We start from the raw sequence: 25,415 nt of genomic DNA on the forward strand, positions 1-25,415 counted from the left end.
CTTTTTTATCCACCAAAACTTTTTTGAAATATTTTTAAAAAGTTTTTCCGAAGCTGTCAATGAACATCACTAAACCAAATCTACCCTCAAATCTCCTCCCGTTTAGCGGCTGCAAACATACAGCCTTTTTAATTACCAACAAGACTTTTTTAAAGTTTTTTTAATCTTTTTTTAATCTAAAAACCCAACACTCTAATACACCATTACTTACAACTGAAAAAAATTAAAATGAATCGGCCCAACCCATCTTTAAGCCTTTCAAAACACTGAAAATTTATTTCCTATTAAATATCTACTTATAGTATTGTAAGGATTTTATTATCGTATTATCTTTGCAACTTTAATTTAATAAAAGAGATGATCAAAATTACGTTACCAGACGGTTCGGTTAGAGAATACGATAGCGGTATTACTGCTATGGGTGTTGCCAAAGATATTAGTGAAGGTTTTGCCAGAAATGTTATTTCAGCAAAGTTTAATGACACCACTATTGAAACCTCTACCACATTAACCACAGATGGTAACCTTGTTTTATATACCTGGAAAGACAAAGAAGGAAAAGCTGCCTTTTGGCATTCTTCTTCACATGTATTGGCACAGGCCTTAGAAGAGCTGTACCCTGGTGTAAAATTATCTATTGGGCCATCAATAGAGAATGGTTTCTACTATGATGTAGATCTTGGAGAGAATACTATTTCAGATAAAGACTTCAAAAAGATTGAAGACAAAATGCTGGAAATTGCCAGAGGTAAGCATGATTTCAAAATGAGATCGATTTCGAAAGCAGATGCCTTATCTAAATATCAAACTGAAGGAAACGAATACAAGACCGAGCTTATAGAGAATCTTGAAGATGGAACCATCACTTTTTGTGATCACGATTCCTTTACCGATTTATGTAGAGGTGGCCATATCCCTAATACAGGGATTATAAAAGCTGTAAAAATTATGAGTGTTGCTGGTGCCTATTGGCGAGGTGACGAAAACAACAAACAGCTCACTCGAGTATACGGTACTTCATTTCCAAAACAAAAGGAATTAAAAGAGTATCTTGAATTATTAGAAGAAGCCAAAAAAAGAGATCATCGCAAACTAGGAAAAGAATTAGGTCTTTTTACATTTTCTCAAAAAGTTGGTCAAGGTTTACCATTATGGCTTCCTAAAGGAGCTGCTTTGAGAGAACGCCTTGAACAATTTTTGAAAAAAGCGCAGAAAAAAGCGGGATACGAAATGGTGGTTACACCACATATAGGTCAAAAAGAACTATATGTAACTTCTGGTCACTATGCAAAGTACGGTGAAGATAGCTTTCAACCTATCAATACTCCCGCGGATGGTGAAGAGTTTTTACTAAAACCCATGAATTGCCCACACCACTGTGAAATTTATAAGAGTGAACCTTGGTCCTATCGAGATCTACCTATACGATACGCCGAGTTTGGTACAGTGTATAGATACGAACAAAGCGGAGAATTGCATGGATTAACAAGAGTAAGAGGTTTTACCCAGGATGACGCCCATATATTTTGTACTCCGGACCAATTGGATGAAGAATTTAAAAAAGTTATAGACTTAGTTCTTTATGTTTTTGGATCTTTAGGTTTTGAAAATTTTACAGCGCAAGTATCCGTACGGGATCTAGATAAACCAGAAAAATATATCGGTGATATAGAAAACTGGGAAAAGGCAGAAAATGCTATTATCAATGCCGCTAAAGACAAAGGCTTAGACTTTGTAGTAGAAAGCGGAGAAGCTGCATTTTACGGCCCTAAACTGGATTTTATGGTAAAAGATGCTCTTGGACGTAGCTGGCAACTAGGAACTATTCAGGTAGACTACAATCTGCCCGAACGTTTTGACCTTACTTATAAAGGAAGCGATAATGAATTACACAGACCGATAATGATACACAGAGCTCCCTTTGGAAGCATGGAAAGATTTATCGCTATCTTACTAGAACATACCGGAGGAAACTTCCCGCTGTGGCTTATGCCAGAACAAGCTATTGTTCTCTCTATCAGCGAGAAATATGAAAAATACTCCGAAAAAGTTTTAAATTTGTTAGAAAATGCCGAAATTCGCGCCCTTGCAGATGATAGAAATGAAACGATAGGAAAAAAGATTCGTGAAGCAGAAATGAATAAATTTCCTTATATTATAATCATCGGAGAACAAGAAGAAAAAGATCAAACCATATCTGTACGCAAGCACGGAGGTGAAGATCTAGGCGCTATTACGATAGCAGAGTTTAAAGAAATTGTAACAAAAGAAATTAATAATACACTAAAACCGTTTAACGGATAAGAAAATAAAGTTTAATTAAAAAAATTTAAGTCATAGCAATAAGAAGAAGAAAGTCTCAAAGGCCAGCCAGAATAATCAAAGAAGACGCTCACAGAATCAACAATAAAATACGTGTTGACGAAGTGAGATTAGTTGGTGACAATGTAGAGGTAGGTGTATACCCTACCAGAAAAGCATTGCAGATTGCAGAAGAGCAAGGGCTTGATCTTGTTGAGATATCGCCCAAAGCGAATCCACCTGTTTGTAAAATAATGGATTACAAAAAATTCCTTTACGAACAGAAAAAAAGAGAAAAAGCTCTTAAAGCCAAAGCAACCAAAGTAGTCATTAAAGAAATCCGTTTCGGACCAAACACAGATGAGCATGATTATGAATTCAAAAAGAAACATGCGATCAAATTCTTAAGTGAAGGTGCCAAATTAAAAGCATACGTTTTCTTTAAAGGCCGTTCTATTATATATAAGGATCAAGGACAAATTTTGTTGTTGAGACTTGCTCAAGAATTAGAAGAGTACGGAAAAGTGGAACAAATGCCTAAGCTAGAGGGTAAACGTATGATTATGTTTATCGCGCCAAAGAAATAAAACTAACATCCTTAAATAAACAAGGATTTAAGATAATAAGTGAGATTATAAAACTAAGGATACAATGCCTAAAATGAAAACAAAATCCAGTGCCAAGAAACGTTTTAAGTTGACAGGTACCGGTAAGATCAAAAGAAAGCACGCTTTTAAGAGTCACATCCTGACAAAAAAATCTAAAAAGCGTAAGCTAGCTTTAACGCACTCTACATTGGTGCACAAAAGCGATGAAAATAGTATTAAAGAGCAATTACGTTTGAAGTAATTACAATTTAATCAAGGTTAAAATTAATATAAACCCAGGAGTTAGGCTCTAAAAATTTGATTCGTAAATTATAAGGATCAAAAAACAAACAAAGTGTCGTTTATCGACCGCCTACTACTAAAAAATTTAAAATTATGCCAAGATCAGTTAATTCTGTTGCAAAAAGAGCTAGAAGAAAAAAGGTTCTTAAGCAAGCAAAAGGTTACTTTGGAAGACGTAAAAACGTTTGGACAGTAGCAAAAAATGCGGTTGACAAGGCGATGCAATATTCGTACAGAGACCGTAGAAACAAAAAAAGAACTTTCCGTGCTTTATGGATCACTCGTATTAATGCAGGTGCTCGTTTACACGGTATGTCTTATTCTCAATTCATGGGAAAAGTAAAAGCTAATAACATCGAATTGAACCGTAAGGTTCTTGCCGATTTAGCAATGAACAACCCTGAAGCTTTTAAAGCGATTGTAGAAAAAGTAAAGTAATTTTTTTATAACAATAAACGATCTCACTTATATAAAAAACCCGCGAATTTCGCGGGTTTTTCATTTTTACAGCTCCTTCAAATACGACTTTTATCGACAAAACCCTTCACTTTGTCTGTAAAAAATACCGAAAACAAGGATTTTTTCATTATTTTTATCAAAACCCCCAAAATAAAATGAAAAAATCTTACACTACTGCTGTACTGGTATTCCTCGGCACGCCCATAGGACTCTTTGCGCAAGAACATTCGGCGCATTCCAGTGACACACTTCAGGCGGAGCAAATATTTGGACTCTTAGAAATGCCCTTTCTAGCAATTGCATTGATATTTAGTTTTCTTACCGCCACACGATTAAAAGGCGGAAAATTTGGTTCGGGAATGACCCTCCTTGCATGGGGATTTGTAGTCATGGCTCTTGGGCACCTTCATATGCAAATTGCGCACATTTTTAATTTCAACATTTTTAAAAATCTTTTTGGGAATACTTTGGGCAACTACATTTGGTTTGTTGCTTTGATCCTTACATGGGCATTGTCGGCATTGGGCTTTTACAAAATATATAAAGCGAGTAAAATCTAGTAGTGAATGATCCAGTGGCTTAAAAGAATACTCTCCAGTAAAAAAGCCCAACTTCCAAAGAATCAAGAAGAACAACAAATCGTTGATCTGATCCATTCTTTAAGGAAGAAGATTGACATGTCTTCTATCGACTTCAATCTAGAAAACAAAATAAAAGCTTTCGAATTCCATTCCCTTCAAAAGAAGATAGAAACCCTACCAGAAACTTATTTATTTCTCGAAAAATATATCACTACCGAAACCCTAGATTCAGAATCGCTTCGAGAAAAAATACAGCACAAATATCCTTTTCTAAAACAATACCGAAGCTTTGAGCTAATATTTCATCCAGTCGATGAGCAAGAACTGATATTATGTAAAATTTTTCTGCTACGAGTACTGCAAAGATCTTCAGAATTGATTGGCAACTTTAATGATCCTAACATTATTGCCATAAAAACATATTTAGAATCCGCTTACGATTTTAATGCCATTGATGTTATAAAAGAAAGGAAAAGCCTTCTCGATTTTTCTAACGAGATTTATTCGAAGATAAAAGGCAGTTTAGGCATTAATGCCATTACCAACATTTATCTCAATATTTATAAAAAATACTTTCAGTCTTATCATCTGTTAGAATCTTTCACCTCTATACTCAATGTAATTCCGGAAGAAATCTTATCCAAAGACCTTATCACTTTCCCTAGCAAGCAACAAATGCTCAAAATGTTGCAAAAACAATTGTTCAGTCTAGAACAAATAAATGAAAGACTTACAGAAGAGATTATCGAAAAGAAAAAAGTCGAAGAAGAATTAAAACAAAGCGAACACCTTAAAACTATTATCTTGGAAACGGCTATGGATGGCACCATCCTAACCAACAGCCAGGGAACGGTTCTCAATTGGAATAAGCAAGCTGAGAATATTTTAGAATTAAAAAGGGAAGAAACTATTGGTAAAAGTATCTATTCTTTGGTTCCTTATAAACTACGCCAACAATTACGGAATAGCTTTGATAATTATATCGCCACCGGAGATGATGATTTGATCAACAAAAGGGTAGAAACCTCGGTAAACAGAAGAGATGGTAGTATCGTATATATAGAACTAACCATTGTTGCTATTGAAACTAAAGACGATTATCTTTTTAATGCATTTTTTAGAGATATTACCAACAAAAAAATCATTGATAACGAGATTAGAGAAGCCAAAGTAATGGCCGAAAAATCTGCCAAAGCAAAATCTGTCTTTCTTTCTAATATGAGTCATGAAATACGAACTCCACTAAATGTAATTTTGGGACTAACCGGAATTTTACAAAAGAGTGATTTCACGAATCCAATGGTAGATCAAAAAAATCTGGATGGTATTCAATTCTCTGCCGAAAATCTATTGGGTTTGATTAATGACATCTTAGACTTTTCTAAAATTGAAGCTGGTAAACTCACACTGCAAAAAACAGATTTTAACCTACATGAATTAATCTCTAACGTTTCGAGAGGTTTCAAAATAAAAGCAGACGAGAAAGGATTGGGATATAAAATGAAGATCGAATCATTGGTTCCCAAGTTCATTATTGGCGACCAACTCAGACTTAATCAAATCCTAATCAACCTACTGGGCAATGCCATTAAGTTTACACACGAAGGAGAAATCTCGATAGAGGTGAGTACAAAAAATATGACTTCAGGAAAAGTAGCACTACATTTCCAGGTAAAAGATACCGGTATCGGTATTCCCGAAGATAAACTAAACTCTATATTCGAGAGTTTTTACCAAGTACACAAACCAGGTAAAAACAAAATTGAAGGAACAGGCTTAGGGCTTTCGATATCAAAGCAGCTTATAGAAATGCAGGGTGGTACTTTAATTGCAAAAAGTAAGCCTGGCAAAGGATCTTCATTTGAATTTACCATTGAATATGAAATTAGCATCCTTAAACGAAATCTTAATCATCAAAAAGGCTCCGACAATCAACAAAAACACAGCGAATATTTATCAGGGTTAAAAGTATTGGTAGTTGAGGATAATAAAATGAATCAATTCTTTATACAACAATTGTTATCAAATTGGAACGTAGGTGTTCAAATGGCTGAAAACGGAAAAATCGCTGTAGAATTAGTCGCACAAGAAACCTATGATTTGATTTTGATGGATATGCATATGCCTGTAATGGATGGACCTGAGGCTGCGGCATTAATTAGAGCATCTAAAAACCCAAAAACTAGTCAAGTTCCAATTATTGCCTGCTCTGCAGATGTCTTCCCCGAATCCAAAAGAAGAGCTACAGAATCTGGAATGGATTTTTATTTAACAAAACCAATAAATGAAAATGAGTTAGAGGAAATTCTATTAAGTTTAAAACCGAATACTCATAACAGCACTATACCTAAAAAAGATCATGTTCATCTCAATTCTACTCCTGATTTACAAGAAAAAAAGGTTTTTCATGATTTATCTTTTTTAAAGAAAACTTTTGATAATGACACCGAAATCATCCATTCGGTTTTACAAATCTTTTTGGATGCGACCCCCACAGATTATCAAAAATTATCCGATGCCATCGCTTCAAAAGATCACACATTAACCCAACAGTTTGCGCATAAACTAAAATCCAGTTTCAAAACTATTGGCTTAACAAACCAAGCTTCACTTCTACAAACCATAGAAACCGCTGCCAGAGAAGAGCAAAAGTTTGATTTGATTCAAAAAGAGTTTGAAAACTTGGATCAGTCTTACCCAAATGTAATTGAGGAGATAAAAAAATGTGCAAAAGATTTTACTCCTTCTAACTCCTAATCTATTCTTTTCTGGTCGCTATTCTTATCTTTGCTTTTATGCAAAACACGATTACCAGCTTTCAAAATCCTAAAATAAAATTCCTAAATCAACTTAAAGAAAAATCAAGAGTTCGAAAGAAGGAAGGGCTTTTTGTTATTGAGGGACAGCGAGAGCTTTCCTTAGCATTAGAGGGAGGATACACCATTACACAACTGTACTACTGCTCCTCTATCATTCCCTCAGAAACTGTTGACACCATTCTAAGTCAGTTGCAATATCAAGTGTTGATATACGAAATTACTACTGAAATTTATCAAAAACTTTCTTACAGAACCACAACCGAAGGTATTATAGCTGTAGCGACTTTTAAGAATCTTGATATTCAAGATCTTGTTTTACCATCCAAAAACCCGTTGATTCTAGTTGCCGAAGCACCTGAAAAACCAGGAAATATCGGAGCCTTACTACGTACGGCTGATGCAGCCCAGTTGGATGCTGTATTAATTGCTAATCCGAAAACAGATGTATATAACCCAAACATCATAAGATCAAGTATTGGATGTCTATTTACTACCAATTTGGCTGTAGGTAGTTCTTCAGAGATTATCGATTTTCTTAAAAAACAACATATCATTATATACGGAGCAGCATTACGAGATGCTGTAGATTATCATATACAAGATTACACCCAACCAACCGCTATAGTAGTCGGTACAGAAGCTACTGGACTAAGCAATGTCTTTTTGACCAGTACAGACCAGAATATTAAAATCCCAATGAGTGGAGTGATCGACTCTATGAATGTTTCTGTAGCTGCAGGAATTTTGGTATTCGAAGCCAAACGTCAAAGAGATTTCATTTAGGAAAAGATTATAGTTTTATGTCATAAATAGATTTAAAATCACTACCTTACCCTCTCCTACTGACCCCAAGAAGGATTGAACGACTAATTGCTATAACTAATGACCCCAACCTCGCTGTTTTATTTACTCATTGCCATTATTGTTATTGTCTTTTTAATTGATTCTTTATTGGATATTCTTAATGCAAGACATTACAACGATAAAATTCCTGAAGAACTTTCTGATGTTTATCCCCAAAAAGAATATGAAGATTCTATTGCCTACAAACGGGCAAATTACAAGTTCAAACTAGTTTCTTCTGCTATTTCTTTGGTCATGATGCTCTTGTTCTTTTTTTTAGATGGGTTTGCCTGGGTGGATCGGCTAGCAAGAAGTTTTTCAGACAATCCTGTGGTCGTTGGTCTCATTTTCTTTGGAATCATTATGATCGGAAGCGATATCTTATCCACACCAACAGTGTACTACAAAATCTTTGTGATCGAGGAAAAATTTGGTTTTAACAAGACTACAAGAAAGACGTTTATCATCGATAAATTTAAAGGTATTATTATGATGATCATCGTAGGGGGAAGTCTGCTGGCATTGATCATGTGGTTTTATGAACTTACTGGAAAATCTTTTTGGATCTATGCCTGGACGTTGGTTTCAATTTTTACGGTAGCGATGAATATGTTTTATGCCAAATTGATCGTTCCCATTTTCAACAAACAAACACCTTTAGAACCTGGTGACCTAAGAAATACTATAGAGGCCTATTCTAAAAAAGTAGGATTTCAATTAAAAGATATTTTTGTGATTGACGGCTCCAAAAGAAGTACCAAGGCGAATGCATATTTCTCTGGATTTGGTAGTGAAAAAAGAATCACACTCTACGATACACTTATTAAAGATCTGGACAAGGAAGAAATTGTTGCTGTGCTTGCGCATGAAGTTGGACATTACAAGAAACGTCATGTAATCATTAATCTTTTACTATCAGTTGCGCTTACAGGCATCACCCTATGGTTCTTATCACTTTTTATCGCCAACCCTTTGTTGTCTGAAGCGCTTAAAGTAGATACCCCATCGTTTCATATTGGCCTTATCACTTTTGGTGTTTTATATAGTCCTATTTCTGAAATCACCGGTTTGATTATGAATGTGGTATCACGAGCTTTTGAGTATCAGGCCGATGATTATGCAAAAGAGACCTACAATAGCGAAGCACTTATCAATAGTCTTAAAAAACTTTCTAAAAATAATTTCAGTAATTTAACACCACATCCTGCTATGGTGTTTATCCATTACTCGCACCCTACTCTGCTTCAGCGAATAAGAAACCTGAGAAAATAAATCAATTATAAGTCCTTGGTGGTTACAATTCTTAATTGTATTTTTAATTATTATATGCCACAATTTCTGGTTGATTGACAATAATAGTGAAAGGCACAATTTTTGTCACTATATATCACAAGGGGATATCACACAAGACGCTAAATAGGGCTTTCTTAGAAAACTTTAAGTTATGACCGAAGCTGCTATCGAAGAAGAAAACAAACAGATTGCAAAGCAATACAAAGAGTTGCTTCGTATTAGTTATAGAGATCTTTCTAAAGAGGATAAAAAACTAATACGACAGGCTTTTGATGTTGCTGTAGATGCTCATAAAGATCAGAGACGCAAAAGTGGTGAAGCTTATATCTTTCACCCTATCGCCGTTGCCAAAATAGTAGCTAGCGAAATAGGCTTGGATGCAACATCTATCGCTGCGGCCTTACTTCACGATGTAGTAGAAGATACCGAGTATACCCTGGTAGATATCGAGCAGATGTTTGGAGAAACTGTAGCTCGTATTGTTGACGGACTTACCAAAATTTCTTCCTTAAAAAAAGATAAAGACATATCGCTGCAAGCAGAAAACTTCAGAAAAATGCTACTTACCCTTAATGATGATGTTCGGGTAATTATCATTAAGATTGCAGATCGATTACACAACATGCAAACTATGGATGCCATGCGACCTGATAAGCAAGTCAAAATTGCATCCGAAACTTTATACATTTACGCTCCTCTCGCCCATCGAATAGGGCTTTACAATATCAAAACAGAGCTTGAAGACCTAGGCCTCAAATACACCGAGCCTGAAGTTTATAAAGACATCCTAGAAAAAATAACGGAAAGCAAAGAAGAGCAAGATGCTTACATCAAGAGATTTTCCGACAAAATTAGGGAAGGACTTGATAGAGAAGGGTTAACCTACGATATCAAAGGTAGACCAAAGTCTATTTTTTCGATCCGAAGAAAAATGGTAAAGCAAAATATTTCATTTGATGAAGTATATGACAAATTTGCCATTCGGATTATTTACAAATCAGATTTTGAAAATGAAAAGTTCATTGCTTGGAAGATCTATACGGTTGTAACCGATTATTATCGTCCCAACCCTATTCGTTTAAGAGATTGGATTTCTCAACCCAAATCCACAGGATATGAAGCACTGCATATTACCGTAATCGGACCTGATAGTAAATGGGTAGAAGTACAAATACGTAGTGAGCGTATGCATGAAATTGCAGAAAAAGGATATGCTGCGCATTACAAATACAAAAATACTGAAGAGAAACAAGACCAGGGTCTTGATGGATGGCTAAATCGTCTACAAGAGGCTTTAGAAAACTCGGAAGCCAATGCTGTTGATTTTGTCGAAGAATTTAAACTTAACCTCTATTCTAAAGAAATATTTGTGTTTACTCCCGAGGGAGACCTTAAATCACTTCCAAAAGGAGCTACAGCACTAGACTTTGGTTTTAGCGTACATACCGAGGTAGGTCTTAGAACCAGAGGATCTCGAGTAAACGGAAAATTGGTACCGCTCAGTCACGAATTGAAAAGTGGTGATCAAGTAGAAATTATTACTTCTCCTAAATCTAAACCATCTTCGAGTTGGTTAGATTACGCTACCACAGCTAGAGCCAGATCAAAAATAAAATCTGCACTTAGAGACGAGAAAAAGCAAATTGCGGAAGAGGGTAAAGTGATTCTAAAACGAAAACTTCGTTCTCAAAAGATCACCATGAGCGAAAAAGTGGTCAACGAATTGGTGCTCTATTTTAAATTGAAAACAAGTCTGGATCTTTTCTACAGGGTTGGTATTGGTACTATAGATAACCAGAAAATTAAGGAATTTGCTACAACCCGAAGTAATGTTTTCATGAATTTTATCAAAAATAGAATTCGCCGAGGAAACGTGAAAGATGTAGACAAAGAAGAAATTACTTCGAAATATGATTTACTAGTTTTTGGTAAAGATTCTGAAAAACTGGAATATAAACTTTCCAACTGTTGTAATCCTATTCCCGGAGATGATGTTTTTGGTTTTATTACCGTAAACGAAGGTATTAAAGTACACAAAAACAATTGTCCAAACGCACTACAACTACAAAGTAATTATGCTTACCGCATCATGCCGGCAAAGTGGATCGATTCTTCGCAAGAAGAGTTTAAAGCCGTTATTAAATTGAATGGTATTGATAATATTGGAGTAGTAAATGAGGTAACACAAATCATTTCAAACAATATGCATTTGGCTATCTACAATATGAATTTTGATACTAATGATGGTGTATTTACAGGTAAAATTACCGTTGGAGTAAGAAATAAAGATACCCTAAAAACAGTAATGAAAAATCTTTCCAAAATAAGTGGTATTGATAAAGTAGTTCGTGAATAAAAAATAATGTAACTTTGCGTTTTTGAGCGTATGAGTACTAGAGCAACTACACAAAATGACCAAAACATCGTTAAGAACGTGTTTACCAGTTTCTTAGAAGAAAACGGACACCGTAAAACACCCGAACGATACGCAATTCTACAGGAAATTTATGAAAGTGACGAGCATTTTGACATAGAATCACTCTATATCAAAATGAAAAACAAAAATTATAGGGTAAGTCGTGCTACTCTATATAATACTATCGAACTTCTTTTGGAGTGCAAACTGGTTCGAAAACATCAATTTGGACAAAATCAGGCCCAGTATGAAAAATCATATTTTGACAGGCAACACGATCATTTGATTTTGACCGATACCGGAGATGTTCTTGAGTTTTGTGATCCTAGAATTCAATCCATTAAAAAAACAATAGAAGAAATATTTGACGTGGATATCACTAACCACTCACTATATTTTTACGGAACTAAAAAGAAACCAACTAATCAAGACAACTAATGGCGGTAAATTTATTGCTAGGTCTTCAATGGGGAGACGAAGGTAAAGGAAAAATTGTAGACGTTCTTACCAAAGATTATGATATTATTGCACGATTTCAAGGAGGTCCAAATGCAGGACATACTTTAGAATTTGATGGTATCAAACATGTATTGCATACGATCCCAAGTGGGATTTTTCATGACAAAGCCATTAATTTGGTTGGAAACGGAGTCGTAATTGACCCTGTAATTTTCAAGAAAGAATTAGATAACCTAAATAAGTTCAATCTGGATTATAAATCCAAATTACTTATCTCTAGAAAAGCACATTTAATTTTACCTACCCATAGAATTTTGGATGCCGCTTCTGAAGCATCTAAAGGAAAAGCAAAAATCGGTTCTACTCTTAAAGGAATTGGTCCTACTTATATGGACAAAACCGGAAGAAACGGTATTCGCGTTGGTGATTTAGAGCTTGATGACTGGAAAGAACGTTATCGTAATCTAGCCAACAAACATGAAGCCATGATCGATTTCTATGATGCTAAAATCGAGTACGATTTGGTAGAATTAGAAAATGAATTCTTCGAAGCCGTTGAAACCTTAAAAACCCTTACTTTTATTGATAGTGAAGAATACTTGCATCAAGCACAAAAGGAAGGAAAAACAATTTTGGCAGAAGGCGCACAAGGATCACTTCTAGACATTGATTTTGGAACGTATCCATTTGTTACCTCTTCGAACACCACTGCTGCTGGAGCATGTACAGGTCTTGGAATTGCTCCAAACAAAATCAAAGATGTGTTTGGTATATTCAAAGCGTATACGACTCGAGTGGGTAGCGGTCCTTTCCCTACAGAATTATTTGATGATAACGGAGAAACAATGGCTCGTGTAGGTCATGAGTTTGGGGCTACTACTGGTCGACCTAGAAGATGTGGATGGCTTGATTTGGTAGCTTTAAAATATGCAGTTCACGTGAATGGTGTTACCAAGCTAATGATGATGAAAGGCGATGTATTAAGCGGTTTTGATATGCTTAAAGTTTGTACTGCCTACTCTTACAAAGGAAAAACGATCGATCACCTTCCATATAATATTGAACCAGAAAATGTAACTCCAATTTATACAGAGATGAAGGGATGGTCAGAAGATCTTACTCAAATGACTGAGGCTTCTCAACTTCCTAAAGAATTGAATGAATACATTGCATTTTTGGAAAAGGAGCTAGAAACTCCGATTACTATTGTTTCTGTCGGACCAGATAGAAAACAAACCATCCATAGATAAAAAGATATAACTAGTATCATATAAAAAAGCTGCCTTGAAGGGCAGCTTTTTCTTTTATATAACCAAGAAATAAAAATTACCAGGAAGTAATTTCTACATCTTTTTCTTTGATATTCATGATACGTTCCATTTTTTTCATGGTTTTAGGTTTGTTTAGACCCGACTCTGGAAATGGTACAAGCTTCCTAAATCCGTAAATATCGTCATTACCTTCGCCTCCATCCCGATTACTAGCAAAATATCCAACTTTATTTTCTTCGTTAATCACAAATGTAAAATCATCTTTAGGTCCATTAATTGGATAACCCAAATTATATGCTTTAGACATAGCATTTTCATCTTGCAATACCATATAAACATCAAGATTTCCATAGCCAATATGCCCATCACTAGCGAAAAACAAATTTCCTTTATCACTGACAAATGGAAATGTTTCTCTACCTGGTGTGTTAATTTGCTCTCCTAAATTATAGGGAGTACCAAATGTTCCATCCTCAAAAATTTCTACCGCATATAAATCAGACTTACCATAACTTCCAGGCATATCGCTTGCAAAGTATAGCACCTTTCCATCGGCAGACAACGCAGGATGCGCAACCGAATACTCATCACTACAAAAGGGCAACTCTTCTACATTTACCCATTTCCCATTTTTATTAGTGGCTTTATAAATTTTTAGAAGTACTTCGCCTTCAGCATTAGCACTCCATCTATGATTGACGTAATTATTCCTTGTAAAATACACAGTTGTTCCATCCTCACTAAATACCGCAGAAGATTCATGAAATCTGGTATTTATGTTTCCTTTTACCTTTTTGATGACCTCCTTATCAGATTTATTCGAAGCTATATATAAATCTGAAAAAGGCTGTTTATTTTCTTCATCGTAAGATTTTGAAATACTCCTTGTATTTCTAGAAGAAGAAAACACAAGCTCCTCATTATGAAAGTAGGGAGCATAATCCGAATTTTTGGAGTTGATGTTTAAAATATGGAGTTCATATCCTTCTGACTCGATGGCTAATGAAGTAAAGCTATCCAACAAATCCACATAGTCATTTGATGTAGCTTCATTTTCTTCTACCAATGTAAAAGTAAATTGATTATCATCATACTCATAATCAGCAAGATTCTGATGTACCAACTCCAATTGTTTCCCCTGGGAATACAATATCCCACAAAACGAGAAAAAAAACAGCCCCAAATGGTTTTTTCTCAAAAACATATTTTATTTTTTTGTTGAGTGTATTACAACTTTAGTCTCCTTTTATTCAAACACATAACATAGCTTCTCAAAAGGTATTTCCCGCACCTTCTAAAAATTAAATAATTGAATCGTAAAAGAAGTGTCGATCAATACTATCCCCATAGTATTGATTCATGATTTTTTGTTAGCGAAGGACAATTTACTGATACTTAAATATATATAATGTTAAAAAAACCGAAAATTTCAATTTCTGTAAAAAAAACTGCAAACACTCCCCTTTCTAAAATGAGGGATACCCCATATATATTAGGGTGATAAAGGACAAAAAACTTTCTTGTTTGGGACATTGAAAAAACTAAATTTGATGCAACACCAAAAACAAGAATAAGTATTTACTATTTGAACAATCATTAGATACAATTTTCGTTATTTTGCATACAAATTTGAAATACTTGAAAAATACATTTCTCTATATTGTTTTTTGTCTTCTGTTGAGTGCTTTATCCTTTGCTCAGGAAGGAAAACCGATAAAAGTACAATCCGATCGTACCATTAAGGATCAAAACAGATTTCCTGGTGCCACTATCCTTGCCAAAGTAGATGAGCAGGTATATATGCAACATGAAGGTATTGAAATCTGGTGTGATCAAGCCATTCATTATAGTGAGGATAGATTCGTGAAAGCCTTAGGAAATGTAAAAATGATCCAAGGGGATACGATTACCATGACTAGCACATATGCAGAATACAATGGGGATACACAATTTGCATATGCCAGTGAAAATGTATTTATGGAGACTCCTTCGAATACTTTAAGAACAGACACCTTATTCTTTGATCGATTACGACAACAGGCCTATTACCGTAGCGGGGGCACAGTAAGGGATTCTTCGAACACATTAACTAGTCGTATTGGACGCTATTTTATGGATAGAAAACAATACTCGTTTAATACCGATGTAAAAATTGTAAACCCAGAAAACACTGTAGATTCGGATCGATTAGATTATTACACAGAAAACGGACATGCTTATTTGTATGGCCCCTCTACAGTAAAGGGAAAAGAAAGTACGCTCTATTGTGAGCGCGGGTTCTATGACACCAAAGTAAAAACAGGATATGCTATCAAAAACGCACGTATTGATTATGACAATCGAACAGTTTTTGGAGATAGTATTTTTTATAATAGCGCCATTCAATTTGCTTCAGCCACGAACAACATAAAAGTTCTTGACACTGCTAACAATTCAGTAATTACAGGGCATTATGCCGAAGTTTTCAAAGACAAGGATTCCGTATTTATCACAAAAAGAGCGCTTGCGGCTACCTTACAAGAAAACGATTCGATTTATATCCATAGTGATACTTTGATGGTAACCGGAAAACCCGAACATCGGATCATGAATGGCTTTTATGATGTAAGGATCTATAAGAGTAATATGAGCGGTAAAAGTGATTCTATTAATGTAGATCAAACTACGGGGTATACCAAAATGATCGGAAGGCCTATCATTTGGTCTCAAAGAAATCAAATGACTGGAGATACTATAAAAATTATCTCTAACAAAGAAACCGAAAAACTAGATTCATTACTAGTCTATCAAAATGCTTTTTTGGTCCAAGAAGATACTTTAAAAGCTGGATTTAATCAGGTAAAAGGACAAACACTTTATGGTCTGTTTAAGGATAATGAAATCTATCAGGTAGATATTGATAAAAACACCGAAACTATCTTTTATCAAAGAGAAAGCGAGGGAGATCTTAAGCTTATTGGTATCAACAAAGTATTATCCAGTTCTATTAAATTGTTATTAGAACAAAGAGAAATCGTAGATGTCTACTATTATCAAAACGTTGATGGAACCTTGTACCGAGAAATTGATTTGCCAGAAAATGCTAGAGAATTATCTGGGTTTCATTGGCGGGGTGATGAAAGAATTAACAGCAAGGCAGATCTATTTCGAGGAGAAAAACCTCCTAAATTAACTAAAATAACTGGAATCCCTTTACCAAAAGATGAAGCAGATTTCTTTGATGAGGAAACGGTAAAACGTTTGGAAGAAAGTAAATCAGAAGGCTCTCGCTTGCTAGAGCAGGAGTTAAAAGATGCTGAATTGAAAAAAACCAACGAAGAGTTGGATTCCATTTCTTCTCCTGTACAGCAAAAGATACAGGAAGAAATTGATACACAAAAAAAAGACACTAAGAAAAAGAGTTCTTTTATCGACATGGATCTGCAACGTACGGCTAGACAGAGAGATAGTATTACGGTTACTACGCTAAAACATGTCAAGCAAAAGGATAGCTTGCAAAGGTTATCCAACAATTAATGTAAGACCATTGCATCTTGAAAAAGGACTTTTTCAAATATCAGGCACAAACCACACCTCACCCATTGGCCATGGAAATATCACATGCCGAGGGTTCTTATATCTATAATCGTGCTGGTAAAAAATATTTGGATTTTGTAGCCGGAGTATCGGCGTGTAGTTTGGGACACAGGCACCCTAGAGTTGTAGAATCCGTAAAGGAGCAACTTGATAAATATCTTCATGTAATGGTGTACGGTGAGTATATCCAGGAACCAGCGGTAGCATTGACTAAATTACTCGCCCATCACCTACCCTCTTCTTTATCAAAAACGTATTTAACCAACTCAGGTACCGAAGCTATTGAAGGTTCTCTAAAATTAGCACGCAGGGTTACCGGACGAAGTGAAATCATTGCAGCAAAGCATGCCTATCATGGAAACACCATGGGATCCATGAGTGTTATGGGGTATGAAGAACGCAAACAAGCATTTAGACCTTTGATACCCGATGTCAAATTCATCACGTTTAATAACGAACAAGAACTTGAGCAGATTACTACAAGTACGGCTGGAGTAATTTTGGAAACGATACAGGGAGGTGCCGGTTTTATTACTCCGAGTAATGACTATCTCAAAAAAGTCAGTAAACGCTGTCATGAAGTTGGAGCACTTCTGATACTGGATGAAATACAACCAGGGTTTGGGAGAACTGGTAAGCTATTTGGTTTTCAAAATTATGGACTTACTCCGGATATTGTGGTTATGGGTAAAGGTATGGGAGGAGGACTACCTATTGGAGCTTTTACTGCTTCGGAAGACCACATGAATACTTTACAAGATCAACCAAAACTAGGTCATATTACCACTTTTGGAGGCAATCCGGTTATTGCTTCAGCTGCATTGGCAACACTACAAGAAATTACCGAGAGTGACTTAATGGCAGAAACGCTAGAAAAAGAAAAATTATTCAGGTCCTTACTGGTACACCCTTTGATTGAAGAAATTAGAGGAATCGGACTCATGTTAGCTTTTATGACTCCTTCTTCAGAAATTACGAACGAAGTAGTACTACGATGTCAGGATAAAGGGCTTATCTTATTCTGGTTGTTATTTGAGCCAAGAGCAGTACGCATTACCCCTCCTCTTACCATTTCTACAGCAGAAATAAAAGAAGGTTGTGCCATCATCATCTCTGTATTAGATGAGCTCTTACAAGAAAGAAAACTAGCTAAAAATTAGCATTTTGTCCTCAAAAATGTTATCTTAAACCTACTATTCCAACTAAACACACAATCCTTACTCTTTTCTAAAAACTCATAGTGACTGACAAAATATGGTCATTTTACAAATGGTACATATTTTGTTAATTAGTTTGTTAAAAACAATTGATTGCTCAAGTTAAAACATGCAATTTCATTTGTAATTTTAATACTGAGGAAATCAATAGTGCGAAAATAAATGAAGTATGGGATGTATTAATTATTCGTTTTTGTTGGGGAAAACAAAATCAGTTTGACATTACTGTCCATTTATTGAGCATCTTTAATCAACGTGTATGAAATTTAACCACGAAGAAGAAAACAATTTCTCAATTACTCGATATGAGTCTATGCTGAGATCTAATGATGTGAAGTTTTTTGATTCTGATGAATTTGAGTCTATTATCCATCATTATCTTGAAAACGGAAAAATTGCCAAAGCTAAAAAAGCGATCTCTTTAGGACTTTCTCAACACCCATCTTCTGTAAACTTGAAATTACTACAAGTAGAAGTATTGGTTTTTGAAGATCGATTGGAAAAAGCGGATAATTTGCTAGCGCAATTGCACGCCATAGAACCAGAGAATGAAGAAATCTATATCCAAAAAGCAAATATTTTATCCAAACAAAACGAACATAAAAAAGCCATAGAATTATTAAACATGGCACTTCAATATACGAATGACCCTGCAGATGTTTATTCATTGATAGGAATGGAATATCTGTTTATGGACGATTTTGAAAATGCCAAAACAAATTTCATGAGATGTCTCGAAGCAGACGATCAAGATTACTCTGCTTTATACAATGTGATTTATTGTTTTGATTTTCTGGAACAACACGAGGAGGCCATTGATTACCTCAATATGTTTCTGGACAAAAATCCTTATTGCGAAGTAGCATGGCATCAGGTTGGAAAACAATATTTTGATTTAAAAGATTATGAAAAGGCCTTAGCAGCTTTTGACTTTGCTATTATTAGTGATGAATATTTTATTGGAGCTTATCTGGAAAAAGGAAAAGTGCTAGAAAAGCTAAACCGGAATAACGAAGCTATAGAAAATTATAGAATCACCCTAGAATTAGATGACCCTACTTCTTTTGCCTTATTGCGTATCGGTAAATGTTTTGAAAAATTAGGTAATGATGATTTAGCACTTCAGCATTATACCAAAACGGTGCACGAAGATCCTTTATTAGATAAAGGGTGGATTGCAATCACCGATTTCTATATGAGAAAACGTAATTACCAGAAAGCACTATACTATATCAATAAAGCCATCAATATAGATTCAGAAAACGTGTTGTATTGGAAACGATATGCAAAAATCAATAATAAGCTTGCGTTTTTTGAAGAAGCAGAAAGAGGATATCGTAAAGCCATCGAATTGGGTAATTATGAACTGGAAACCTGGAACAACAGATCTGATATTTTACGTTTTTTGGGAGAGCCCAAAGCAGCTATTCAAAACCTGCACCAAGCGGTAGAATTTTATCCCGAAAATGCTGAAATTCATTATCGATTAGCCGGGCTGTATTATGAAAACGCCGATTTTGAAAAAGGAGAATTCCATTTGAGAAAAGGGCTCGCTACGGATCATGAATATCTAATCGTATTAGAGGAATTATTCGAAAAAGTATACAACCTTACCCTGGTAAAAAATATCGTCTCAGAATACAGCAAGTAAAAGAAATAAACACCTTTTTTTCTTCTCGTATTCCATCATAAAAATGCATACATTTGTTTGACTATAACCAAAACAAAAAGAATGCATAGAAATCTTAAGGACTACCTAGTGATTTCGGTTAAAGGGCTAGCCATGGGCGCAGCAGATGTTGTACCTGGTGTTTCTGGAGGAACCATCGCCTTTATATCTGGTATTTATGAAGAATTAATTGAAACCATCAACTCGCTTGATCTTGGTTTCTTCAAAACCTGGAAAAAAGAAGGTTTTCTGGTATCGTGGAAAAAATACAACCTATCTTTTTTAGTAGCTTTATTTTTGGGTATAGCTATTAGTATTCTTTCTTTAGCCAAACTCATCAAATGGTTATTACACAATCAACCCTTATTACTCTGGGCGTTTTTCTTTGGTTTGGTAATTGCTAGTATATTTTACATAGGAAAACAAATCACCAAATGGACCCCAAAAGTATGGATAGGAGTCATTATTGCTGGGGTAGTTTCTTATTTTATTACCATAGCAGAACCTTTTGCTTCTCCAGATAGCAATTGGTACCTGATTTTTTGCGGATTCATTGCAATTATTGCTATGATCTTGCCGGGTGTCTCTGGTGCTTTTATCCTATTAATCTTAGGAGCCTATCAAACATTTATTGATATTCTAAATCAATTTAGAGATGGTATTGTAAATTTTGATTGGGAGCTATTATACCAGGCAATTCTAAAAATTTTATTGATTGCCCTCGGTGCTATCGCCGGATTGAAATTGTTTTCGAAAGTCCTTAACTGGATGTTCAAAAATCATAAAAATACCACCTTAGCCATCCTTACAGGATTCATGATTGGATCCCTTAATAAGTTATGGCCCTGGAAAAAAGTACTCTCTTGGCGTACCAACTCTGAAGGAATACAAGTTCCTTTTATAGAAAAAAGCATTCTTCCTAGTCACTTTGATGGAGATCCAAAAATATTGTTGGTAATACTATTTATAATTATTGGTTTTTTATTAATTTTTACTCTTGAGCGTCTAGCTACAAAAAAGGCCAATTGATATATGCAACAAAGCACCAGAACGATTACAGATAGGATATTCCTTATTATAAAGGGCTTAGCTATGGGAGCGGCTAATAAGGTACCTGGAGTTTCTGGTGGGGTGGTAGCGTTTGTAGCTGGTTTTTATGAAGAATTTATCTATTCGCTGCAAAAAATAAACTTTAAGGCATTTAAACTTTTTACCAACTTTAGGTTCAAAAGCTTTTGGAGATATATCAACGGACGATTTCTGGGATTATTAATTCTGGGGATGTTGATTAGTTATTTTAGTGTCTCCAAAATTCTGGATTACTTAATCATTCATTACGAACTTTATGTATGGGCTTGTTTTTTTGGAATGATCATAGGCTCCATCTACTATATTGTAAAAGATTTTGATGATTGGAGTAGGCGAAACATCCTTTTAATTACCTTAGGAACCATTGTTGGAGTGGCTATTAGTCTTTTGGATCCCGCCAAAGAAAATGACAACCTTATTTTTGTTTTTATTTGTGGGATCATAGGTGTATCCGGAATGACATTACCCGGTTTATCGGGTTCTTTTATTTTAATCCTTTTAGGGAATTATGTATTACTTCTGGTAGACTCTGTCAATGCCTTATACGACACTATAGCTGATCTTGTTCGATGGGATCTTTCTTTTATCGAAAACGCAAAAAGAATGAGGCTATTAAAAGTTTTGGTGGTATTTAGCCTTGGTTCTCTGATGGGATTAGTAACCTGGTCACATTTCCTTGGATACGTATTGAAACGTTATAAGACTGCTACTTTTGCAGTGATTATTGGATTTATCACGGGTTCCCTCGGTGTAGTTTGGCCATGGAAAAATAAAATTTACAAAGCAGATACTTTAGGTAATACTTTATTGGATGCCCAGGGAAATCCTATTTTGGACAACTACGACCGCTTTTTCCCTGATGTAACTTCTTTACAAACATATATCGCCTTAGTCTATATTCTGGTGGGTATAGGAATAGTACTTTGGCTAGAATGGTATGGTAAAAAAACGATCAAAACTTCAAAATGACAAAAATATACGGACTGTTAGGTAGGGATATCGGGTATTCATTCTCAAGAGGCTTTTTTTCTGAAAAATTCGAAAAAGAACATCTGGATTGCTCCTATCAAAACTTTGATCTCAAACAAATTGAAGATTTAAAGGATGTTCTTACCTCTTCCAATATTTCGGGCTTAAATGTAACCATACCGTATAAGGAAGATGTGATATCTTATCTGGATGAACTTGATCCAGTGGCAAAAAACATTGGAGCAGTAAATGTGATTAGATTTGACAACGATAAACTGATAGGATATAACAGCGATTATTATGGATTTACCGAATCCCTAAAACCTCTCCTTCATAGCAATATCAAAAAAGCATTAATTCTCGGAACCGGAGGAGCTTCAAAAGCCATAGCATATTCCTTGAGTCAGTTGGATATTTCTTACACATTTGTCTCAAGAAATCCCGATTTTAACGAAATGAGTTATAATCAACTTGATGAAGACATCATTCGGGAGTTTAAACTCATCGTTAATTGCACCCCTTTGGGCACACATCCTAATGTTGACAATTACCCAAACATTCCTTACGAATATATAACAAAGGATCACGTTTTGTTTGACCTTATTTACAATCCCAGCGAAACGGTATTCCTAAAAAAAGGAAAAGAAAAAGGTGCACAAACCGCGAATGGGCTGCAAATGTTAATATTTCAGGCGCAAAAAGCTTGGGAGATTTGGAACAGCCTGTAAAACCTGATTTTGTCTTAAAATTCTTACTTCATATACATTTGGTTATTCCTAAAACACCCTCAATCCCTTTGAGGTTACCTAATATGTTAGTATCTTAGTGATGTTTAAGCTCAGACAAACAAAAACGTTCGCACAATGTCAACACAGGATAACCTGCCTAAAGCAGATGGAGATAAAGAAAATAAGATAGATATTCTTGAAACAAAGATTGAAGATCCAGTACATCAAGATCAAGAAGATCAGGTGACAACATCAGAAACCGAAGTCCCTGAAAATACTGAACCTGAAATAACTGATCCTACCTCGAATACAGAAAACGAAAGTACCGAAGAAACATCTGCTCAAGAAACAACATCTGAAACCAGTGTTGAAAAAGAAGACCATGTCCAGAATCAAATGGACGAAGCCGTAGCAGAACACAGCGAAGACGAAAGCACTCTTGAAAGTCACGACATCGAAAAGAAAGATTACCATGCAATGAGCAAAGAAGAGCTCATTAAAGAGTTACGTTTTTTGGTAAAAAATGAAAAAGTGCAAGCTATCAAAGAACATGTTGAAGAAATCAGAAATGAGTTTAGCGCAAAATTTAACGAAGAAGTAGAACAAAAAAAGGAAGAGTTTCTTGCTGATGGAGGTGATATTATAGACTTCTACTACTCTACTCCGGAGAAAAAAGAATTCAACTCTGTTTATTTTGATTATAAAGAAAAACGCAATGCGTATTACCAAAACTTAAAAAGAGATCTCCAGGAAAATCTTAATCGAAGATTAGATCTAATCGAGGAGCTCAAAGGACTCCTGAATGTAGATGAAAATATAAATACAACCTACAATCATTTCAAAAGTATTCAGGAAAGATGGCGTAATGCAGGACCCATACCTCGAGATAAATACAATACAGTATGGAATACCTATCATCATCATACCGAAAACTTTTATGATTTTCTGCATTTGAACCGAGAGTTCAGAGACCTTGATTTTAAACATAATCTTGAGCAAAAACTAAAAATCATTGAAAGAGCTACAGAATTGGCTCAAGAAACTGATGTGAATAGAGCTTTTAGAGAATTACAGCTACTTCACAAAATGTGGAAAGAAGATCTTGGTCCAGTAGGTAAAGAATACAGAGAACCGATCTGGGAGAAGTTTAGTGGCCTTACCAAACAAATTCATGAAAATCGTCAGCAATACTTTAAGGAGCTAGATAAGGTATATGAAGTAAACCTTGAAAAGAAACAAGAAATTATCCAAAAAATCATTGCGGTAGGTTCTGATCACCCAAGGAATCATAGTGGATGGCAACAAAAGATAAAAGAGATTGAAGCTTTAAGGGAAGAATTTTTCAAGGCAGGAAAAGTTCCATCTGCGGTTAACGAACAAACTTGGAGCGAATTTAAAACTGCGGTAAGAGAGTTTAACCGAAACAAAAATGCCTTTTATAAGAGCCTGAAAAAAGAGCAGTTCGAAAATCTAAATAAAAAGATGGAACTGATCAAAATTGCGGAAGACAATAAGGATAATGAAGACCTGAGTACCACGACTCCGTTGATGAAAAAAATTCAAGCGGATTGGAAAAAAATAGGTCATGTGCCGCGAAAAGATAGTGATCGCATATGGAAACGCTTTAAAGATGCTTGTAATGCTTATTTTGATCGTTTGCATGCCGAGCGAAATGAAGCTAACAAGGAAGAACTGGTCGCTCTAGAAAAGAAGCAAGCACATATTGAAGCTATCTCTTCGATTAAACTTGTTGGAGATCCTGAAGCAGACTTACAATCCATAAAAGACAATATTGCACAGTGGAAAACACTGGGTAGAGTACCATACAAACACAAGAACATAGAATCCGAATACAATAAAATATTAGACGGACTTTTTGCACAGCTAAACTTAACACGTACCGAAACCGAGCTTATCAAATACGAAAACAAACTTAATTCTTTATCTAATCAAAGTGATGATAGAGCGCTACGTAATGAGCAAAACTTTATTCGTAAGAAAATTGATGATGTAAATGGTGAAATACGACAGCTGGAGAATAATCTTCAATTCTTTAAAAACGCAAAAGACGACAACCCTCTGGTTCAGGAAGTACAGAAAAACATTGCAAAGCATCGTGAAAACTTAGAAGTGTGGAAAGCTAAATTGAAAAAGATCAAACAATTGTAGCATGCACTGTCCGCTTTGTCAATCACAAAGTCAACCTTTTTCTGAAACACACCAAAGAATATACTATCGCTGTACAGTATGCGATGGTATTTTTCTGGATCCCTCTTTCTTATTATCCGAAGAAAAAGAAAAAGAGCGTTATCAATTGCATCAAAACGATGTCAATGACGAAGGGTATCAGAACTTTGTATCTCCGCTTGTCGATGCTGTTTTGAATAATTTTGAGGCAGATGATTTAGGACTAGATTTTGGCTCAGGAACAAATTCAGTAATTACATCACTTCTAAAAAAGAAAGGATATAACATCGAAACTTATGATCCTTTTTTTGATCCAAACACCAACGCTTTAGAACACATCTATGATTATATCGTTTCCTGTGAGGTTATAGAGCACTTTTATCAACCATCAAAGGAATTTGCACTGTTGTATTCCCTACTAAAGCCAGGAGGAATTTTATTCTGCAAAACCAATCTCTATTCGTCCTCTATAAATTTCGAATCCTGGTGGTATAAAAATGACGCTACTCACGTGTTTTTTTATTCTGAAAAAACAGCACAATGGATCAACGAACACTTTGATTATCAGAAGTTAAAGATTCTTAAAACATATTTCTATTTAAAAAAATAGCACTTCTTTTATTTTTTTATACATGTAAAAAAACATGA

20 protein-coding genes are annotated in these 25,415 nt (G+C 35.2%); 19 read left to right on the forward strand and 1 reads right to left on the reverse strand.

The genetic code is table 11. From position 1 onward, the window contains the following. The first annotated feature begins 357 nt into the window (after positions 1–357). The 11 genes from thrS to BUE24_RS20180 all read left to right on the forward strand — a co-directional run bounded on the left by thrS (position 358) and on the right by BUE24_RS20180 (position 13,311). Positions 358–2,304, forward strand: a complete 1,947-nt coding sequence (gene thrS / locus BUE24_RS20130; RefSeq protein WP_073320313.1) for a threonine--tRNA ligase — start codon at positions 358–360, stop codon at positions 2,302–2,304. Positions 2,305–2,378: 74 nt separating this feature from the next. Then, positions 2,379–2,888 carry a translation initiation factor IF-3 gene (gene infC / locus BUE24_RS20135; protein WP_073320316.1) on the forward strand — a complete coding sequence of 170 codons (510 nt, stop codon included), beginning with the start codon at positions 2,379–2,381 and terminating at the stop codon, positions 2,886–2,888. A gap of 64 nt (positions 2,889–2,952) precedes the next feature. Then, the gene (rpmI, locus tag BUE24_RS20140; protein ID WP_027394180.1) at positions 2,953–3,150 is read left to right on the forward strand and encodes a 50S ribosomal protein L35; all 198 of its coding nucleotides are present in this window, start codon (positions 2,953–2,955) and stop codon (positions 3,148–3,150) included. Between the two features lie 134 nt (positions 3,151–3,284). Further along, positions 3,285–3,629, forward strand: coding sequence for a 50S ribosomal protein L20 (gene rplT, locus BUE24_RS20145; RefSeq protein WP_073320319.1), 345 nt, complete (start codon positions 3,285–3,287; stop codon positions 3,627–3,629). Between the two features lie 176 nt (positions 3,630–3,805). After that, entirely contained in the window at positions 3,806–4,210 is a 405-nt protein-coding gene (locus BUE24_RS20150; RefSeq protein WP_073320322.1) for a hypothetical protein, read from the forward strand. Positions 4,211–4,216: 6 nt separating this feature from the next. Beyond that, the gene (locus BUE24_RS20155; protein ID WP_073320325.1) at positions 4,217–6,988 is read left to right on the forward strand and encodes an ATP-binding protein; all 2,772 of its coding nucleotides are present in this window, start codon (positions 4,217–4,219) and stop codon (positions 6,986–6,988) included. Between the two features lie 38 nt (positions 6,989–7,026). Further along, a complete protein-coding gene (locus BUE24_RS20160) occupies positions 7,027–7,833 on the forward strand; it encodes a TrmH family RNA methyltransferase (RefSeq protein ID WP_073320327.1) in 807 nt (268 codons plus the stop codon). 99 nt (positions 7,834–7,932) lie between these two features. Beyond that, positions 7,933–9,165, forward strand: coding sequence for a M48 family metallopeptidase (locus BUE24_RS20165; RefSeq protein ID WP_073320329.1), 1,233 nt, complete (start codon positions 7,933–7,935; stop codon positions 9,163–9,165). Between the two features lie 172 nt (positions 9,166–9,337). Next, entirely contained in the window at positions 9,338–11,542 is a 2,205-nt protein-coding gene (locus tag BUE24_RS20170) for a RelA/SpoT family protein (RefSeq protein WP_073320331.1), read from the forward strand. A 30-nt stretch (positions 11,543–11,572) separates the two neighbouring features. Next, on the forward strand, positions 11,573–12,040 hold the full coding sequence (locus BUE24_RS20175; RefSeq protein WP_073320333.1) for a Fur family transcriptional regulator: 468 nt from the start codon (positions 11,573–11,575) through the stop codon (positions 12,038–12,040). After that, positions 12,040–13,311 (forward strand): adenylosuccinate synthase, encoded by a 1,272-nt coding sequence (locus BUE24_RS20180; protein WP_073320335.1) that lies wholly within the window; start codon positions 12,040–12,042, stop codon positions 13,309–13,311. Before BUE24_RS20175 ends, BUE24_RS20180 begins: the two co-directional genes overlap by 1 nt. A gap of 76 nt (positions 13,312–13,387) precedes the next feature. On the opposite strand, the gene BUE24_RS20185 is transcribed toward BUE24_RS20180, so the two are convergent. Beyond that, positions 13,388–14,536: a TolB family protein gene (locus tag BUE24_RS20185; protein WP_073320337.1), complete on the reverse strand. Its 1,149-nt coding sequence runs from the start codon at positions 14,534–14,536 to the stop codon at positions 13,388–13,390. 434 nt (positions 14,537–14,970) lie between these two features. Between BUE24_RS20185 and BUE24_RS20190 the strand changes: the two genes are divergently transcribed. The 8 genes from BUE24_RS20190 (at position 14,971) to BUE24_RS20225 (ending at position 25,377) form a co-directional block, all read left to right on the forward strand. After that, positions 14,971–16,848, forward strand: a complete 1,878-nt coding sequence (locus BUE24_RS20190) for an OstA-like protein (RefSeq protein ID WP_073320806.1) — start codon at positions 14,971–14,973, stop codon at positions 16,846–16,848. Positions 16,849–16,865: 17 nt separating this feature from the next. Then, complete coding sequence (locus BUE24_RS20195; protein WP_073320338.1) at positions 16,866–18,068, forward strand: aspartate aminotransferase family protein; 1,203 nt, start codon at positions 16,866–16,868, stop codon at positions 18,066–18,068. A 316-nt stretch (positions 18,069–18,384) separates the two neighbouring features. Next, the gene (locus BUE24_RS20200) at positions 18,385–19,776 is read left to right on the forward strand and encodes a tetratricopeptide repeat protein (protein ID WP_073320340.1); all 1,392 of its coding nucleotides are present in this window, start codon (positions 18,385–18,387) and stop codon (positions 19,774–19,776) included. Between the two features lie 81 nt (positions 19,777–19,857). Continuing rightward, positions 19,858–20,823: a DUF368 domain-containing protein gene (locus BUE24_RS20205; RefSeq protein WP_073320342.1), complete on the forward strand. Its 966-nt coding sequence runs from the start codon at positions 19,858–19,860 to the stop codon at positions 20,821–20,823. Positions 20,824–20,826: 3 nt separating this feature from the next. Next, entirely contained in the window at positions 20,827–21,852 is a 1,026-nt protein-coding gene (locus BUE24_RS20210) for a DUF368 domain-containing protein (protein ID WP_073320344.1), read from the forward strand. Beyond that, a complete protein-coding gene (locus BUE24_RS20215; RefSeq protein ID WP_073320347.1) occupies positions 21,849–22,580 on the forward strand; it encodes a shikimate dehydrogenase family protein in 732 nt (243 codons plus the stop codon). Before BUE24_RS20210 ends, BUE24_RS20215 begins: the two co-directional genes overlap by 4 nt. A 135-nt stretch (positions 22,581–22,715) precedes the next feature. Then, on the forward strand, positions 22,716–24,749 hold the full coding sequence (locus tag BUE24_RS20220; RefSeq protein WP_084549635.1) for a DUF349 domain-containing protein: 2,034 nt from the start codon (positions 22,716–22,718) through the stop codon (positions 24,747–24,749). A gap of 1 nt (position 24,750) precedes the next feature. Next, positions 24,751–25,377 (forward strand): class I SAM-dependent methyltransferase, encoded by a 627-nt coding sequence (locus BUE24_RS20225; RefSeq protein WP_073320352.1) that lies wholly within the window; start codon positions 24,751–24,753, stop codon positions 25,375–25,377. Positions 25,378–25,415 lie beyond the last annotated feature (38 nt).

The organism is Aquimarina spongiae (assembly GCF_900141785.1).
Classification (GTDB): Bacteria; Bacteroidota; Bacteroidia; order Flavobacteriales; family Flavobacteriaceae; genus Aquimarina; species Aquimarina spongiae.